Source organism: Streptomyces sp. NPDC051907, assembly GCF_040681075.1.
Taxonomy (GTDB): Bacteria; Actinomycetota; Actinomycetes; order Streptomycetales; family Streptomycetaceae; genus Streptomyces.
Map to the genome: position 1 here is coordinate 1 of NZ_JBFAYB010000141.1, position 14,822 is coordinate 14,822.

Annotated in this window: 14 protein-coding genes; 11 read left to right on the forward strand and 3 right to left on the reverse strand. The window is 71.2% G+C overall.

Going from position 1 to position 14,822, the window contains the following annotated elements; all coding sequences use genetic code 11:
* Window positions 1-111 precede the first annotated feature (111 nt).
* The 8 genes from AB0M39_RS38670 to AB0M39_RS38705 all read left to right on the forward strand — a co-directional run bounded on the left by AB0M39_RS38670 (window position 112) and on the right by AB0M39_RS38705 (window position 7,872).
* Window positions 112-756: an HAD family hydrolase gene (locus tag AB0M39_RS38670; RefSeq protein WP_365372873.1), complete on the forward strand. Its 645-nt coding sequence runs from the start codon at window positions 112-114 to the stop codon at window positions 754-756.
* A 43-nt stretch (window positions 757-799) separates the two neighbouring features.
* A complete protein-coding gene (locus tag AB0M39_RS38675) occupies window positions 800-2,074 on the forward strand; it encodes an MFS transporter (RefSeq protein ID WP_365372876.1) in 1,275 nt (424 codons plus the stop codon).
* Window positions 2,025-3,200 (forward strand): acetoin utilization protein AcuC, encoded by a 1,176-nt coding sequence (locus AB0M39_RS38680; protein WP_365372878.1) that lies wholly within the window; start codon window positions 2,025-2,027, stop codon window positions 3,198-3,200. Before AB0M39_RS38675 ends, AB0M39_RS38680 begins: the two co-directional genes overlap by 50 nt.
* Window positions 3,201-4,053: 853 nt before the next feature.
* Complete coding sequence (locus AB0M39_RS38685) at window positions 4,054-4,869, forward strand: phosphatase (RefSeq protein ID WP_365372881.1); 816 nt, start codon at window positions 4,054-4,056, stop codon at window positions 4,867-4,869.
* A gap of 128 nt (window positions 4,870-4,997) precedes the next feature.
* Window positions 4,998-5,210, forward strand: coding sequence for a helix-turn-helix domain-containing protein (locus AB0M39_RS38690; protein ID WP_014046653.1), 213 nt, complete (start codon window positions 4,998-5,000; stop codon window positions 5,208-5,210).
* A 122-nt stretch (window positions 5,211-5,332) separates the two neighbouring features.
* Window positions 5,333-5,431 carry an AURKAIP1/COX24 domain-containing protein gene (locus tag AB0M39_RS38695; RefSeq protein ID WP_003948845.1) on the forward strand — a complete coding sequence of 33 codons (99 nt, stop codon included), beginning with the start codon at window positions 5,333-5,335 and terminating at the stop codon, window positions 5,429-5,431.
* A 185-nt stretch (window positions 5,432-5,616) separates the two neighbouring features.
* Window positions 5,617-6,744, forward strand: a complete 1,128-nt coding sequence (locus AB0M39_RS38700) for an NAD-dependent epimerase/dehydratase family protein (protein ID WP_365372883.1) — start codon at window positions 5,617-5,619, stop codon at window positions 6,742-6,744.
* Window positions 6,745-6,759: 15 nt separating this feature from the next.
* Entirely contained in the window at window positions 6,760-7,872 is a 1,113-nt protein-coding gene (locus AB0M39_RS38705) for a lysophospholipid acyltransferase family protein (protein ID WP_365372886.1), read from the forward strand.
* A gap of 139 nt (window positions 7,873-8,011) precedes the next feature.
* Here the strand turns inward: AB0M39_RS38705 and AB0M39_RS38710 are convergent, their stop codons facing one another.
* The 3 genes from AB0M39_RS38710 to AB0M39_RS38720 all read right to left on the reverse strand — a co-directional run bounded on the left by AB0M39_RS38710 (window position 8,012) and on the right by AB0M39_RS38720 (window position 11,977).
* Complete coding sequence (locus tag AB0M39_RS38710; RefSeq protein WP_365372889.1) at window positions 8,012-9,214, reverse strand: DUF5667 domain-containing protein; 1,203 nt, start codon at window positions 9,212-9,214, stop codon at window positions 8,012-8,014.
* A 508-nt stretch (window positions 9,215-9,722) separates the two neighbouring features.
* Window positions 9,723-10,571, reverse strand: coding sequence for an ECF subfamily RNA polymerase sigma factor, BldN family (locus AB0M39_RS38715; RefSeq protein ID WP_365372891.1), 849 nt, complete (start codon window positions 10,569-10,571; stop codon window positions 9,723-9,725).
* A gap of 449 nt (window positions 10,572-11,020) precedes the next feature.
* Window positions 11,021-11,977, reverse strand: coding sequence for an HAD-IB family hydrolase (locus tag AB0M39_RS38720; RefSeq protein WP_365372894.1), 957 nt, complete (start codon window positions 11,975-11,977; stop codon window positions 11,021-11,023).
* 224 nt (window positions 11,978-12,201) lie between these two features.
* Here AB0M39_RS38720 and AB0M39_RS38725 point away from each other — a divergent pair, with 224 nt between their 5' ends.
* The 3 genes from AB0M39_RS38725 to hemA form a co-directional block, all read left to right on the forward strand.
* Window positions 12,202-12,477: a glutaredoxin family protein gene (locus AB0M39_RS38725; RefSeq protein WP_365372896.1), complete on the forward strand. Its 276-nt coding sequence runs from the start codon at window positions 12,202-12,204 to the stop codon at window positions 12,475-12,477.
* Window positions 12,478-13,031: 554 nt separating this feature from the next.
* Window positions 13,032-13,784: a redox-sensing transcriptional repressor Rex gene (locus AB0M39_RS38730; RefSeq protein WP_365372899.1), complete on the forward strand. Its 753-nt coding sequence runs from the start codon at window positions 13,032-13,034 to the stop codon at window positions 13,782-13,784.
* Window positions 13,781-14,822: glutamyl-tRNA reductase (gene hemA / locus AB0M39_RS38735; RefSeq protein ID WP_365372902.1), on the forward strand; the 1,042-nt coding region annotated here is incomplete at its 3' end. The genes AB0M39_RS38730 and hemA, both read left to right, overlap by 4 nt.

Below are 14,822 nucleotides of genomic sequence, written 5' to 3' on the forward strand. Positions count from 1 at the left end.
CAGGGGGGACCCTGTGGGAGAGTAGGACGCCGCCGAACAATCATTGTGGGAGAGCCCCGCACCTTATGGTGCGGGGCTTTTCTGCGTTCAAGACCTAGTTAGGGTCTAGGTATGCGCTATGACCTTGTCATCTTCGACAACGACGGTGTGCTCGTCGACAGCGAGCCCATTTCCAACACCATCCTGGCCGGCTATCTGACGGAGCTCGGCCACCCCACCTCGTACGAGGAGTCCTTGCGGGACTACATGGGGGCCGCCGTGCATCGGGTGCACGACACGGTGATGGAGCGGAGCGGGCAGAGGCTGCCCGCCGACTTCGACGAGATATTGCACGCTCGCGTCTTCGCCGCCTTCGAGCGGGAGCTGGTGCCCGTCGACGGCGTGGCCGAGGTGCTCGGGAAGCTGGTCGCCGACGGTGTTCCGTACTGCGTCGCGTCGTCCGGGAGCCATGAGCGGATCCGGGTCGGGCATCGGAAGACCGGGCTCGACCAGTGGTTCCGCGAGGAGACCGTCTTCAGCGCGGAGGACGTGGGCCGGGGCAAGCCGGCGCCCGATCTGTTTCTGCACGCTGCCGAGCGGATGGGCGTGGCGCCCGAGCGGTGCGTCGTCGTGGAGGACAGCCGGCTCGGGGTGCAGGCGGCGCTGGCGGCCGGGATGGACGTCTACGGGTTCACGGCGATGACGGCGGCCGAGCGGCTGGCGGGGGCCAAGGGGTACTTCGGGGCGATGGCGGAGCTGCCCGCATTGCTCGTGTGATCTATCTACCCAGTGGTAGGTAGGCGGCCTACGCTGTGCGGCCATGACGGATGCGCGGTTGCGGCGTGGGCGGGTCTCCCTGGGGCTGAGCTTCTTCGCGCAGGGGGTGGCCTTCGCTCTCCTCGTGACGCGTATCCCGGCCATTCAGGACCGGTACGGGATATCCGACGCGCTGCTGCCCCTCTTCCTCGCCGCCGTGCCGATCCTCGCCGGCGTGGCGAGCGTCTGTGCGGAGCGGCTGGTGCGGAGGGTCGCGCCGAGTGTGGTGCTCAGGTGGTCGCAGCCGCTCGTGCTGGCCGCGCTGGTCGCGGTCGGGGCGGGGAGTCAGTTCTGGCATGTGGCCGTCGCGCTGGGGCTGTTCGGGCTGGCGGTGGGGGCGCTGGACGCGTCCATGAACATGCTGGGGGTGAGCCTTCAGCGGGCGTACGGGCGCAGCATCATGATCGGGTTCCACGCGGCGTACAGCCTGGGCGGGATCGTGGGGGCGTCGCTCGCCTGGGGCGGGGCGCACTGGGAGCTCTCGCTGCTGGTGTCGTATCTGCCGGCGGCGGTCGTGCTGCTGCCCGTCGTGCTCGTCGCCAGTCGTTGGTACGTGGACGGGGAGCGCGGCGCAGGGCCAGGCACAGGAGCTGATTCTCCGGCGGCTGGAGCGGCTGGAGCGGCTGGGGGGTCTGGGGGGTCTGCGGGGGTCGCGTTCAGTGTGCTGCTGCCGTTCTGTCTGGTGATGACGTTCGCGTACATCGGGGACTCGACGGTGGCGAATTGGAGCGCGAAGTACCTCCAGGACGTGCTCGGCTCGTCGGAGGAGCTGGCGACCGTTCCGTACAACGCCTATATGGTCACCACGCTGTTGGGGCGGGTGGTCGGGGACCTGGGGGTGCGGCGCTTCGGGGCGGTGGCGGTCGTGCGGTGCGGGGTGGTCCTCGCGGCGGGCGGGTTCGCGGTGGTGGCCGTGGCGCCCGGGGCGTGGGTGGGGATGCTCGGGTTCACGATGCTCGGGCTCGGGCTGAGTGTGATCGTGCCGCAGACGTTCGCGGCGGCGGGGCGGAAGGCGTTCGAGAGTGGGAGCCCTGGGGCCAGTGATGCGGCGGTCGCTCGGCTGAACGTATTCAATTACGTGGGGTTCCTGGTCGGTTCGCCGTTGGTCGGGGCGCTCGGCGACGCGTGGAGCTACCGGGGGGCGATGCTCGTGCCCCTGGTGTTGGTGCTGGTCACGTTCCGGTACGCCCCTTCGTTCGGGGCGGACAGCGCCCGATACGGTGGCGGGCATGAGCGGCCGCGGGTTGTTGATGTGGGACGAGGCGGTAACGAAGTATGACTTCGGGCCCGCGCATCCGATGGATCCGGTGCGGCTCGCACTGACCATGGCGTTGGTGCGGGCGTACGGGCTCGATCGCGCGGTGGACGTCGTCGCCGCGAAGCCGGCGGGGGACTCGACGCTGCGGCTCGTCCACCGCGAGGACTTCGTGGCGGCCGTGCGGGAGGCGTCGGCGAATCCGAAGGCGGCGGACCAGTCGTACGGGCTGGGCACCGCCGACGACCCCGCCTTCGCCGGGATGCACGAGGCGTCGGCGCTCATCGCGGGGCAGTCGGTGGGCGCGGCGGAGGCGGTGTGGCGGGGCGTGGCCGCGCACGCGGTGAACTTCGCGGGCGGGCTGCACCATGCGATGCCGGGGGCGGCGTCCGGATTCTGCATCTACAACGACGCGTCGCTGGCGATCGCGCGGCTGCTCGAGCTGGGGGCGGAGCGGGTCGCGTACGTCGATGTGGACGTGCATCACGGGGACGGGGTCCAGGCGGCGTTCTGGGACGACCCGCGGGTGCTGACGATCTCGCTGCACGAGCATCCTCGGCTGCTCTTCCCGGGGACGGGGTGGCCGGAGGAGACGGGGCCGGCGGGCGCGGGGGAGGGCAGCGCGGTGAACGTCGCGCTGCCGGCGGGGACGGGCGACGAGGGGTGGCTGCGGGCGTTCCACGCGGTGGTGCCGGAGCTGTTGGCGGATTTCAGGCCGCAGGTGCTGGTGACGCAGCATGGCGCGGACACGCACTTCGAGGACCCGCTCGCCCATCTCGCGGTCTCGCTGGACGCGCAGCGCGCGGTCCAGGAGGCGTGCCACGAGCTGGCGCACGAGTACGTCGAGGACGGGCGCTGGGTGGCTCTCGGGGGTGGGGGGTACGCGGTGGTGGACGTGGTGCCGAGGTCGTGGACGCACCTGGTGGGGATCGCGGCGCATGCGCCGGTGGACCCGGAGTCGGTGATTCCGTCGTCGTGGCGGGACGAGGTGTACGCGCGTACGCGGCAGGTGGCGCCGGGGCGGATGACGGATGGGCGTGCGGTGCGGTGGCGGGGGTGGGACGAGGGGTACGACCCGGCGGATCGGCTGGATCAGGCGGTGCTGGCTACGCGGCGAGCGGTGTTTCCGTTGCGGGGGCTGCTGGCGTAGGGGGCGCTGCGCGGGCTCTCCCCCACCCCGCCCCTTCCCGAAACCGGGGCTCTGCCCCGGGCCCCGGGGGTGGTCGCGGGGGTACGGGGTACCCCGGCGACCCCGTGTCGCGAGCGGCGGCTTCGCGCCGCGGGCGCAGGGGCCCTGGGCCGTAAGCGGCGGGTTTGCGCCGCGGGCGCAGGGCCTTGGGCACCACGGCGGCTTCGCCCACCGCGCAGGGGGCCCTTGGCCGTCGCGGCGGGTTCGCGCCAACCGCACCCCGCCGCTTCCCGGAACTGGGGCTCCGCCCCGGGCCCCGGGGGTGGTTGTGGGGGTACGGCGTACCCCGGCGACCCCGTGTCGTGAGCGGCGGCTTCGCGCCGCGGGCGCAGGGCCTGGGCCGTGAGCGGCGGCTTCGCGCCGCAGGGCGCAGGGGCCCTGGGTCGTAAGCGGCGGGTTTGCGCCGCGGGCGCAGGCCTTGGGCGCCACGTGCGCCACGGCGGCTTCGCCCACCGCGCAGGGGGCCCTTGGGCGTCGCGGCGGGTTCGGGCCACCCGAGCAAGCACCCTGGACATCGCGGCGGGTTCGCGTCACCCCCGCATGCCCTTAGACGTCAGCGGCGGTTCGCGTCACCCGCCCAGGGGCCCTTGGACGCCCCGGCGGGTTCGCGCCACCCCACCCCCCCCGCACGGCCCCCGGACGTCAGCGGCACCTCCTCGACCCGCCTCCGCCCCCCGCTCCTCGTCGCCGAGGCTCTCGCCCCTCCTGGGCGCCGCCCGCCCCCCCGCTCACCTCACCCTCCCCATTACGCCAACTGTGCGGAGTAATCCCGCTTTTGACCCCCCGCCCCCCTCCGTGCGGAAGCATCGGCAGCGTGTTGAGCACCGGAGCGCTTCGTGCGCATCTGTTGGCCGCTCGGTTGGCCGGGCGGGTTGCCACTTCCCGGGAAGAGAGTCTGCGGAGTTATCGGCTCTTCGCTGCCCGCGATCCGCGCGTGACCCTGGGGCTCGATCCCGAGTGGGCCTGGGGGGAGCGGGACGTCATCGCGCTCATGGCCGACAAGTGCGGGGTCTCCGACGATCCGAAGTACGTCGCCGGGCCCGATGTCATCGATCCGGAGCGGACCCTGACCGGGCTCGGGGCGTTCGCCGAGCGGCTGGGAGAGGTCGCCGCCCGGCGGGGGGCCGTGCTCTTCGGGACCGGGCATCCGCATCGGCTGCTGGGGTTCTACGCAGGGCTGGCAGACGCATTGTCGGCGGCAGGATGTCTCGTTCTCACACCCGCGCAGGGGCGATGTGTCGACATAACGACCCGGTTCGGCGTACGTACGTACAACCTTGAGTACGTACGAGGAGTCGCGCTGGTGCGGGAACCCGGCGCCCGGGGAGCAGGGACCCAGGCGGGCGCCCACACCCATTCCCCCCTCCCGGTTCGGGTCGCGCTCGAGGGCGCCATGGAGGCCGGCGGGCCCCTGCCCGAGCTGGTCGTCGGGGATCACGGATGGGTCTGCGGGGCAGGTCAGCTGGGGATTGAGGCCATCGGCCTGGCCGACACCGACGATCCCGCGCTCTTCGTCGGCGAGGCCGAGGGGCGCGTGTCCGTCGCCGTTCCGCTTGATGACGCTGTGCGGTCCGATTACTACCGACCGCTTACTCGCTATGTACTCAATCGAGCGTGTCTGTCACAGTAGGCGGCCGATCGCTGCTCCTCTTCCCCACTCGCATCACCCGCCCCTAGTCTGGTGAGTGAGCGCACCGCGACGAAGAGTCACCGGAGGGGAAGCCGGTGTGCGTCGTGTGCGGAAGGTACAGGTGGGTCATGGCTGCTGGCAGCGAGAGGCCTCTCAACGAGGTCAAGTTCCTTACCGTGGCGGAAGTCGCCTCGGTGATGCGAGTGTCGAAGATGACCGTGTACCGCTTGGTGCACAGCGGTCATCTGCCGGCGATCCGGGTGGGGAGGTCCTTCCGGGTTCCGGAGCAAGCGGTTCACGAGTACCTCCGCGAATCCTTCGTGGGGGTGGAATCCGCGTAGGCGGAGCTCTTCGGCTCCCCTCGGATTACGTCCCTCACTCGGCGGCAGGTAGGCTAGGCCGACGTAGGTCGTGTGGGCCCAGACGCCCCGCACCGAGTGAAGAGAAGTGAGCGAGGGTAGTCGTGGGCTCTGTTATCAAGAAGCGGCGCAAGCGGATGGCGAAGAAGAAGCACCGCAAGCTGCTCAAGCGCACGCGCGTTCAGCGTCGCAACAAGAAGTAAGCGGCAGCTGTCCGTGTTTTTCCGCGGCCCCTCCACCAGCACGGTGGAGGGGCCGCGGTGCGTTTTCGACGTGGCAGAAGAGCGTCATGGCAGAGTCGTGGCAAAAGACCGCCTTGCGGTCATCACAGCGCAACACCGAACCGCTACGGTGACGCGTAAAGGCGGACCGAGGGAAGGCGCTGATCTTGGGGAAGGTCGTGCTCGTCACCGGAGTGGCCCGGCAGCTGGGAGGCCGGCTCGTACGGCGCATCCAGCGGGACCCCGAGGTGGACCGGGTGATCGGCGTCGACGCGGTGGGGCCTGAGCACCATCTCGGCGGGGCGGACTTCATCCGCGCGGACATCCGCCAGCCCGCCATCGCCCGCGTCCTCGCGGAGCACGCCGTCGACACCGTCGTGCACATGGACGTCACGGGCACGCCGCTGGGCGCCGGAGGCCGTACGGCGGTCAAAGAGACCAATGTCATCGGCACCATGCAGCTGCTGGGCGCCTGCCAGAAGTCGCCCACCGTCAAGCGGCTGGTGATCAAGTCCAGTACGAGCGTGTACGGCTCCGCGCCCCGCGACCCCGCGGTCTTCACCGAGACCACGCCGCCCAAGTCGCTGCCGAGCGGCGGCTTCGCCAAGGACGCGGTCGAGGTCGAGGGGTACGTCCGCGGGTTCGCCCGCCGCCGGCCCGACGTGGCGGTGTGCGTCCTGCGCTTCGCGAACATCCTCGGGCCGTGCGCGGACTCGCCGCTCGCCGAGTTCTTCTCGCTGCCCGTCATGCCGACCGTCTTCGGCTACGACCCGCGCCTGCAGTTCGTCCACGAGGACGACGTGATCGACGTGCTGCGGATCGCCCTGAACGATCCGAGGCGCGGGACGCTCAACAGCGGCACGTTCAACATCGCGGGAGACGGCGTCCTGCTGCTCTCGCAGTGCTCGCGGCGGCTGGGACGGCCGACGATGCCGGTGCTGCTGCCGGCGGTCACCTGGGTGGGCTCGGCGCTGCGCACGGTCGGTGTCACCGACTTCTCGCCCGAGCAGATCCGGCTGCTGACCCATGGCCGGGTGGTGAGCACCTCGCAGATGCGCGAGACACTGGGCTTCAACCCGAAGTTCACGACAGCGGAGACGTTCGCGGACTTCGCACGCAGCAGAGGGCCGGGGCTGCTGCCGCCGGACCGGCTGGCCAGGGCGGTGGACCAGGTGGCCGCCGCGCTGCCCTTCATGGGCGGGGCGACAGCCGTGCGGACCGCGACCTCCGCCGCGACCACGACGGCCCCCGCGGGTTCCCGGGCCCGTCACACGACTCAGAGCGACGCCGAATAAGGAGCGCAGCCAACGATGGCGGACGCCAAGGTCATTCCGTTCGACGACGACCGCTCGCGCGGCAGCGCGCAGCGCTCGGCGCGGCGGCGCCCCGGCGGGGGCGGCCGCCGCAAGACCGATCCCGCGGTGGTGGGCGAGGCTCCGGTCAGCCCCCTGCCCGGCCAGCAGACGCCGGTACGGGCCGCGGACGCGGGTCATTCGGGTCACACGGGCCAGAGCCGTCCAGGGCAGCCGCGCGCGGACGCCGGTGCTCGGCAGGCGCCCGAGGCCGCCGACGCGAGCGGCCGGGGCAGTTGGGACCGGCGGGTCGCGGGCGGGCTGGCGTTCCTGCGCCGCCGCATCACCGGCGACTACGAGGTCGACGAGTTCGGCTACGACAAGGAGCTCACCGACCAGGTCCTGATGTCGCTGGTCAGGCCGCTGTACGAGAAGTACTTCCGGGTCGAGGTGAAGGGCGTCGAGAACATCCCGGCCGAGGGCGGGGCGCTCGTGGTGGCCAACCACTCGGGGACGCTGCCGCTGGACGGGCTGATGATGCAGATCGCCGTCCACGACAACCACCCGGCGGACCGTCATCTGCGGCTGCTCGCCGCGGACCTGGTGTTCATGCTGCCCGTCGTCAACGAGCTGGCCCGCAAGGCCGGGCACACCCTGGCGTGCTCTGAGGACGCTGAGAGGCTCCTCCAGGGCGGCGAGGTGGTCGGGGTGATGCCCGAGGGCTTCAAGGGCATCGGCAAGCCCTTCAGCGAGCGCTACAAGCTCCAGCGCTTCGGGCGCGGCGGTTTCGTCTCGACGGCGCTGCGGGCCGGCACGCCGATCGTGCCGTGCTCGATCGTCGGGGCGGAGGAGATCTACCCGATGATCGGCAACGCGAAGACGCTGGCGCGGCTGCTGGGCTTCCCGTACTTCCCGATCACGCCCACGTTCCCCTGGCTGGGGCCGCTCGGGGCGGTGCCGCTGCCGACGAAGTGGACGATCCAGTTCGGCGAGCCGATCCCGACGGACGGGTATCCGCCGGAGGCGGCGGAGGACCCGATGCTGATGTTCAACCTGACCGACCAGGTCCGGGAGCAGATCCAGCACACGCTCTACAAGCTGCTGGTGCAGCGCAGGTCCGTCTTCTTCTGACACGTGTCCGCGTTCTGACATGTGTCCGCGCGGACAGCGGGCCGGCGGACGATCGACAGGTGGGCAGGCGGACGCACGCACATGGGCGGCCGCTCCCTCGCGGGAGCGACCGCCCATCCGTGCACCGGTGCACGCCCTCCTAGCTCGCGTCCTCGCCGTCGAAGCCGAGGCCCGGCAGGATGCCCGGGAGCAGCGGCGGGATGGTGACGTCCGGCTGCGGCTGCGTGGACTGCTTGCCGGACGGGGACGGGCTCGCGCCGTTCGTCGGCGGGTCGAGGAGGCCGCCGCCCGTGTCGCCGCCGAGGAGGCCGTCGTCCGTCGTCGCGCCGGATCCGGATCCCGACGGGTTCGGCTGGCCGACCTCGCCGGGGCGGCTGTCGCCCGCGCCCGGTGAGGACGGGGACGTACGGCTGCCGGGGTCCGATGTTCCCGGGGAGCTCGGGGTAGATCCCGGGACCTGGGAGCCGCGGCTCCTCTCGGGCGCCTTCGGCAGCAGCGACTCCAGCGGCTGGACCTCTTGGTCTATGGCGTCGAAGACGGAGTTCACCTCGTCGCCGACGTCGGTCAGCTGGGCGGGCAGCCGGTCGCGGAGCCCGTTCCACGCCTCGCGGTGGGCGCGGGAGAACGAGTCGAGCGCGGCGATCGGTCCGATCTTGCCGTCCCGTTCGTACTCCGCGAGCAGCAGGCGGTGGCCTTCGCTCGCGTCGTGCCGCATGCCGTTCAGCGCGCGGCGGACCTCGCCGAGCGACTCATGGTCCATATCGCCCGCACGACCGCGCTCCATGAGGCGGCGCGCCTCGCTGAGGCGGGTCGAGGCCTGGTTCAGATAGAGCTCGCCGCGGTCGGAGTCGTCGTCCGCCAGGCCGAGCTTGAGATCTTCCATACCGCGCTTCAGCCCGTACAGCGAGTCACCCGGAAGGGCGTCGGAACTGGCAGCGGCCACTCCGCTGAAGGCGCCCGCCGCTACTCCGACGGTGAGACCGCCGGCCGCGAGCCCCTTGGACCAGCGGGAGCGTGGCCGCAACTTCCGGAGCGGGGAGGCCCGATGGGCGCCGCGGCCGGACGACCGCTGCTCGGGCACCGTAGGGCCTGCGGACTCACCGCCCGTGGCGGCGTCCTCCTGCAGCATCGCCTCCATGGCTGCCACGAGCTGAGCCCGCTGCACCACTTTGACCTCGGGGTCCAGCTCCGGTCTCGGCAGTTCGCCGAGACCGGTAGCCAGAGCCAACAGCCGTTCTTGCTCGGTCGGTTCGACCGATGCGTCGGGCTGCTCGGCCGTCTGCTCTTCCAAGGCCTGGGCGAAGGCGTTCGCCCGCCGGTGTGCCGAAACGTTCGCGATCACTGGCGGCACCTCCTCTCGTCATGACGATCGACTCCCCTGGGGGTCTGGAGGGTTGCACGCCTTGAGCACATCCACGCAGATGAGTGAGTGGCTGTGGGCATGGCGTGACCACAGGGAGCCTGCATCCCGCACAACGAGCGTCGCGGCACTTGGGTTACGCGCGAAAGATGATCGGACCAGTGCGTCATCGAGGCGTCACCGATTGTGAGTTGAGGGCCGGATGCCGGTGGTGGGCCGAATCCGGTCGCGGGCGTCGGCTGGCGTCGTGAGAGCCAGTGGTTCTGAGGGGTGTCGGGACGCCGGAAGCGTCGGGGATCCGGCAGATCCCGGCAGGTCCCGGTCCCGGTGGGTCCCGGTGGGTCCCGATCGGCCCGGGGGCGGGCCGGGCGGGCCCGGTCCGTTCCGATTGGTCCCAGTGGATCTCTGTCGATCTCTGTCGATCTCAGTCAGTCTCGGTCGGGTGTAGCTGGTCTGGCGGTCCCGGGGGCGCGGGGGGCGTCGGCGGGTGTCAGCGGGCGTCGTCCGGGAGGAGACGGGCCAGGGTGCGTACGGCTCGGTACTGGAGCGTCTTGATCGCGCCCTCGTTCTTGCCCATCACCCGGGCGGTCTCCGCGACCGAGAGGCCTTGCAGGAAGCGCAGGGTCACGCACTCCTGCTGCTGGGGGTTGAGCTTGCGGACCGCTTCCAGCAGAGCGGCGTTGGAGAGGGACTCCAGGACGGAGTCCTCGGGGCTGCGCTCGACCTCGTTGGCGTCGAGCATCTCGCCGGTGGTGACCTCCAGCCGGAAGCGGCTGGACTTGAAGTGGTCGGCCACCAGGTTGCGGGCGATCGTGACCAGCCAGGCGCCGAAGTCGCGGCCCTGCCAGGTGAAGGTGGAGATGCGGCGCAGGGCGCGCAGGAAGGTCTCGCTGGTGAGGTCCTCCGCCGTCGCCTTGCCGCCCACGCGGTAGTAGATGTAGCGGTAGACGGTGTCGCTGTACTGGTCGTAGAGCCGGCCGAAGGCGTCGGCCTCGCCCGCCTGGGCGCGCTCGACCAGGTCCATCATGCGGGCGCTGTCGCTGTCGGCGCTGGGGCGGCGGGCGGTGGTCGAGGAGCCGGAGCTGCCCCGGGACGCCCGTCTGCCGGCCACCCGTCCGTCGCCCGACCGCCGCCCCTCGACGACGCCGCTGCGCGCCGGCCCCTTCTCGATGCCGTCGGCCAGGGCGTAGCAGGGGGCGGCAGGGCCGCTCATGGCGAAGCGGGGCGTGGCGAATGCGGGGACGGCGTACGCGGTGGGGACGAAGCCGCGCAAGTGGTCGAGGACCGTTGCGCGCAGCGTAGCCAGGCCCGAGGCGTCAACCCCGACGTGTGGGTACACGGGACTCCCAGAGGCAGAGCTTCCATCACGTGCAGTGCGGGACCGTTCACCCGTCGTGGGGACTGGTTTGGTCCGTCATGCGTCTGAGGAGAATAACGCTTCGTACAGGCAGTGCTACACCCAGTTGCTCAAATCATCGTTTCCGTCGCTTCTGTTCCACCTACACGATGGATCTGGTCGCACATGGTGACCATCTATTGATCGAATTGGGTCGTCATCTGTCTAGTACGGCGTTCTGTTGTGCACGGACCGCAGGAATATGACTGGCCGGGGAAGTGGACGGGTAAGACCCCGGATTGGCCGCCGACGCGGGCGCGTTCACCCTCCCGAACACAGTGCGCACTCCCCGAAACGCGAACGCCTCCACCGTCGTGAACACGTCACGACAGTGGAGGCGGACGGGGGCGGGAAAGGGGGAGGGAGAGGGAGGGGAGAGGGGCGCCGGGCCGTCAGCGGCGGCGGCGGTGCAGGGCGACCGCGGCCGCCGTGCCGCCCGCCAGGGCGCCGACGCCGGCCGCAGCCGGGATGCCGACCTTGGCCGCCTTGCGGCCGGTGCGGTAGTCGCGCAGCCGCCACTCGCGCTCGCGCGCGTGCCTGCGGAGCTTGGTGTCCGGGTTGATCGCGTACGGATGCCCCACCAGCGAGAGCATCGGGATGTCGTTGTGCGAGTCGCTGTAGGCCGCGCAGCGGCCCAGGTCCAGGCCCTCGGCGTGGGCCAGGGCGCGGACCGCCTCGGCCTTGGCGGGGCCGTGCAGCGGCTCGCCCACCAGCTTGCCGGTGTACACGCCGTCCACGGACTCGGCGACCGTGCCCAGCGCGCCGGTCAGGCCGAGGCGGCGGGCGATGATCGTGGCGGTCTCCACGGGGGCCGCGGTGACCAGCCAGACCTTCTGGCCCGCGTCGAGGTGCGCCTGGGCGAGGGCACGGGTGCCGGGCCAGATGCGGTCGGCCATGTACTCGTCGTAGATCTCCTCGCCGATGGACATCAGCTCGGAGACGCGGTGGCCCTTGACGATGGACAGGGCGGACTCGCGCACGTCCTGCATATGCTCCGGATCCTCGACGCCGGCGAGTCTGAACCAGGTCTGCTGCCAGGCGAATCGGGCCAGCTCGCGACGTTGGAAGAACTTCCGCTTGTACAGGCCCCGGCCGAAGTGGAAGATCGCGGCGCCCTGCATCACGGTGTTGTCGAGGTCGAAGAAAGCGGCGGCGCGGTCGTCCCCGGCGACGGGGAACTCCGGTTCGGCGCGCGAGGCGGTCTCGTCCTGGTCCAGCGTGCCGAGCGCGTCGAGCGCCTCGTACTGCTGTGACGACTTACGCGCTGCCTCGGCTGCTGCCTCGCCTGCCAGGACGCTCCGCGCGGTGGCGGAGCGCCTACGGGGGGTGAGCCATCCCAGTGCGGCCATGTCGTGAGCATAGCCAGTCTGTTCGGTAGTTCCCGACACGCCGGGGTGCGATGGCGTGAACTCTGCGCGACCGGCCTGTTAACCGGGTGATTTAGGTACGAAACCACCCGCATGGGTGGCGTATGGGCGCGGCGCGTGCCCATCGCGCCGCCGGGCGTCTCTCCCGCGCTCCGGTGCGCGGCCGCTGGGGCCGCGCCGTGCGTGCGCGGGCGCAGAATGGGCGTATGAGTCCTGTGCTGCGGCGTAACAAGAAGAAGGCCGGCGAACGGGTGGTGACGCTCATCGGGAAGCCGGGGTGTCACCTCTGCGACGACGCGCGGGCCGTGATCGAGGAGGTGTGCACGGAGGCCGGGGCGTCCTGGGAGGAGAAGGACATCACGCAGGACGAGGCGCTGCACCGCGCGTACTGGGAGCAGATCCCGGTCGTCCTGGTGGACGGGGAGCAGCACACCTTCTGGCGGGTGGACGCGGACCGGCTGCGGCGGGCGCTGGCGGCCTGAGCGGACGGCGTGTACGGACGGCTGGCCTGTACGGACGGCCTGTACGGACGGCTGGCCTGAGCGGACGGCCTGTACGGATGGCCTGCACGGACCGTCGGCCGGACGCCGGGGCACCTGTCTAGGCGTCTGCCGGGCGGCGGCGGCCCTGAGCTGGGTCGCCTGTCGGGCGGCCACGAGCTGAGGTGTCTGCCCTCAGGGCGGCGGCCGCCCTGAGCTGGGGCGTGTCGGGGCCGGATACGATTGTGGTCGATTTGTGTGGGTTCTCGCGGACCGGCCCGGCTCTATCGGGATGCGATGCGGACAGGGCACAGTAGGCGGTCTCGGGGGCGCGTTCGTGAGGAGTGTGTACGGGTTTGCCCCCTTCGGCTCTCTGCAGGACCGAGGTGGTCCATGGTTCCTGGATCGGGCGATCAGATTGCGTGACCCCGGTCACTTTGCTCGGACAAAGCGGACACCATCTTTGTGCACGCGTTCACAAAGACATAGCCTGCATTCGACGGGGCGGTCCTTGGACATACGGCCGCCTGCAGCCTCGCTCATCCCGCAGGAGCACCGTGGCAACTGGCCGAAATCACCGACCGGCGACCCGTAGCCGAGGAATCCCCGAGGCCACCGTCGCCCGGCTTCCGCTGTACCTGCGCGCCCTGACCGCGCTGTCCGAGCGGTCCGTGCCCACTGTCTCCTCCGAGGAACTGGCCGCTGCCGCCGGGGTGAACTCGGCCAAGCTGCGCAAGGACTTCTCCTACCTGGGGTCGTACGGCACCCGCGGTGTCGGCTACGACGTCGAGTACCTCGTCTACCAGATCTCCCGCGAGCTGGGCCTGACCCAGGACTGGCCCGTCGTCATCGTCGGCATCGGCAACCTCGGCGCCGCCCTCGCCGGCTACGGCGGGTTCGCCTCGCGAGGCTTCCGGGTCGCCGCGCTGATCGACGCCGACCCGGCCATGGCCGGCAAGCCGGTCGCCGGGATCCCCGTCCAGCACACGGACGAGCTCGAGAAGATCATCAGCGACAACGGCGTGTCCATCGGCGTGATCTCGACGCCCGCGGGCGCCGCGCAGCAGGTGTGCGATCGGCTGATCGCGGCCGGCGTCACGTCCATCCTGAACTTCGCGCCCACCGTCCTGTCCGTGCCGGACGGCGTCGACGTGCGCAAGGTCGACCTCTCGATCGAGCTCCAGATCCTCGCCTTCCACGAGCAGCGCAAGGCCGGCGAGGAGGCCGAGGCCGCCGCGAGCGGCGCCACGGGCCCCGCCCGCAAGGGCCCCGGTCCTGACGGCGACCTGCCGGCGGTGATGCCGGCATGAGTCTCCTGGTCGTAGGCCTGAGCCACCGCAGCGCGCCGGTCAGCGTGCTGGAGCGGGCGTCGCTGTCCGCCGACGCGCAGATCAAGCTGCTGCACGACACGCTGGCCGCCGAGCCGGCGACCGAGGCGGCCGTGCTGGCCACGTGCAACCGCATCGAGCTGTACGCGGACGTGGACAAGTTCCACGCCGGCGTGGCCGAGCTGTCCACGCTTCTCGCGCAGCACAGCGGGGTCGGGCTCGAGGAGCTCACTCCCTATCTCTATGTGCACTACGAGGACCGGGCCGTCCACCACCTCTTCTCGGTGGCGTGCGGGCTGGACTCGATGGTCGTCGGCGAGGGGCAGATCCTCGGCCAGATCAAGGACGCGCTGGCGCTGGGGCAGGAGCTCCACACCGCGGGCCGGCTGATCAACGACCTCTTCCAGCAGGCCCTGCGGGTCGGCAAGCGCGCGCACAGCGAGACCGGGATCGACCGGGCCGGGCAGTCGCTCGTCACCTTCGGCCTCGAGCAGCTCGCGGCCGGCGCGGAGATCGACGACTGGGCCTCGGACAAGCGGGTGCTGGTCATCGGCGCGGGCTCGATGTCCTCGCTGGCCGCCACGACGCTCGCGCGGCTCGGCGTACGTGAACTCGTCATCGCCAACCGGACGCTTGATCGAGCGGAGCGGCTCGCCGCAGCGCTGACCGAGCCCGGCGGGGTGACGGCGCGCGCGGTGTCGATGGACGCGGTGGCCGATGAGCTGACACGTGCCGACGCGGCCGTGTCGTGCACGGGTGCGACCGGGCTGGTACTGACGGCCGAGGCGGTCGGCGACGCGCTCGCGGAGCGCGTGGTGCCGGCGGCCCCTGGCGGCACGGACCTGCGGGCGCCGGACGGAAGCCTGGTGGCGCGGCTGGCCGCGACGGCGGCGCGGGACGGGCGGGTGCGGGATCTGGCGGGCTCGGACGCGGTTGGCACCGGTCGGGGCGCTGCCCCGAACCCCGCGCCTCAATCGCCGGCGGGGCTGGATGGTGCGCCTCACGCGCCGGCGGGGCTGA

Excerpts from the sequence above, each read along its gene's own strand:
- AB0M39_RS38725 (WP_365372896.1), top strand. The coding sequence starts at position 12,202 with ATGAGTCCTGTGCTGCGGCGTAACAAGAAGAAGGCCGGCGAACGGGTG.
- AB0M39_RS38680 (WP_365372878.1), top strand. The coding sequence starts at position 2,025 with ATGAGCGGCCGCGGGTTGTTGATGTGGGACGAGGCGGTAACGAAGTAT.
- AB0M39_RS38675 (WP_365372876.1), top strand. The coding sequence starts at position 800 with ATGACGGATGCGCGGTTGCGGCGTGGGCGGGTCTCCCTGGGGCTGAGC.
- AB0M39_RS38720 (WP_365372894.1), bottom strand. The coding sequence starts at position 11,977 with ATGGCCGCACTGGGATGGCTCACCCCCCGTAGGCGCTCCGCCACCGCG.
- AB0M39_RS38690 (WP_014046653.1), top strand. The coding sequence starts at position 4,998 with ATGGCTGCTGGCAGCGAGAGGCCTCTCAACGAGGTCAAGTTCCTTACC.
- AB0M39_RS38670 (WP_365372873.1), top strand. The coding sequence starts at position 112 with ATGCGCTATGACCTTGTCATCTTCGACAACGACGGTGTGCTCGTCGAC.
- AB0M39_RS38705 (WP_365372886.1), top strand. The coding sequence starts at position 6,760 with ATGGCGGACGCCAAGGTCATTCCGTTCGACGACGACCGCTCGCGCGGC.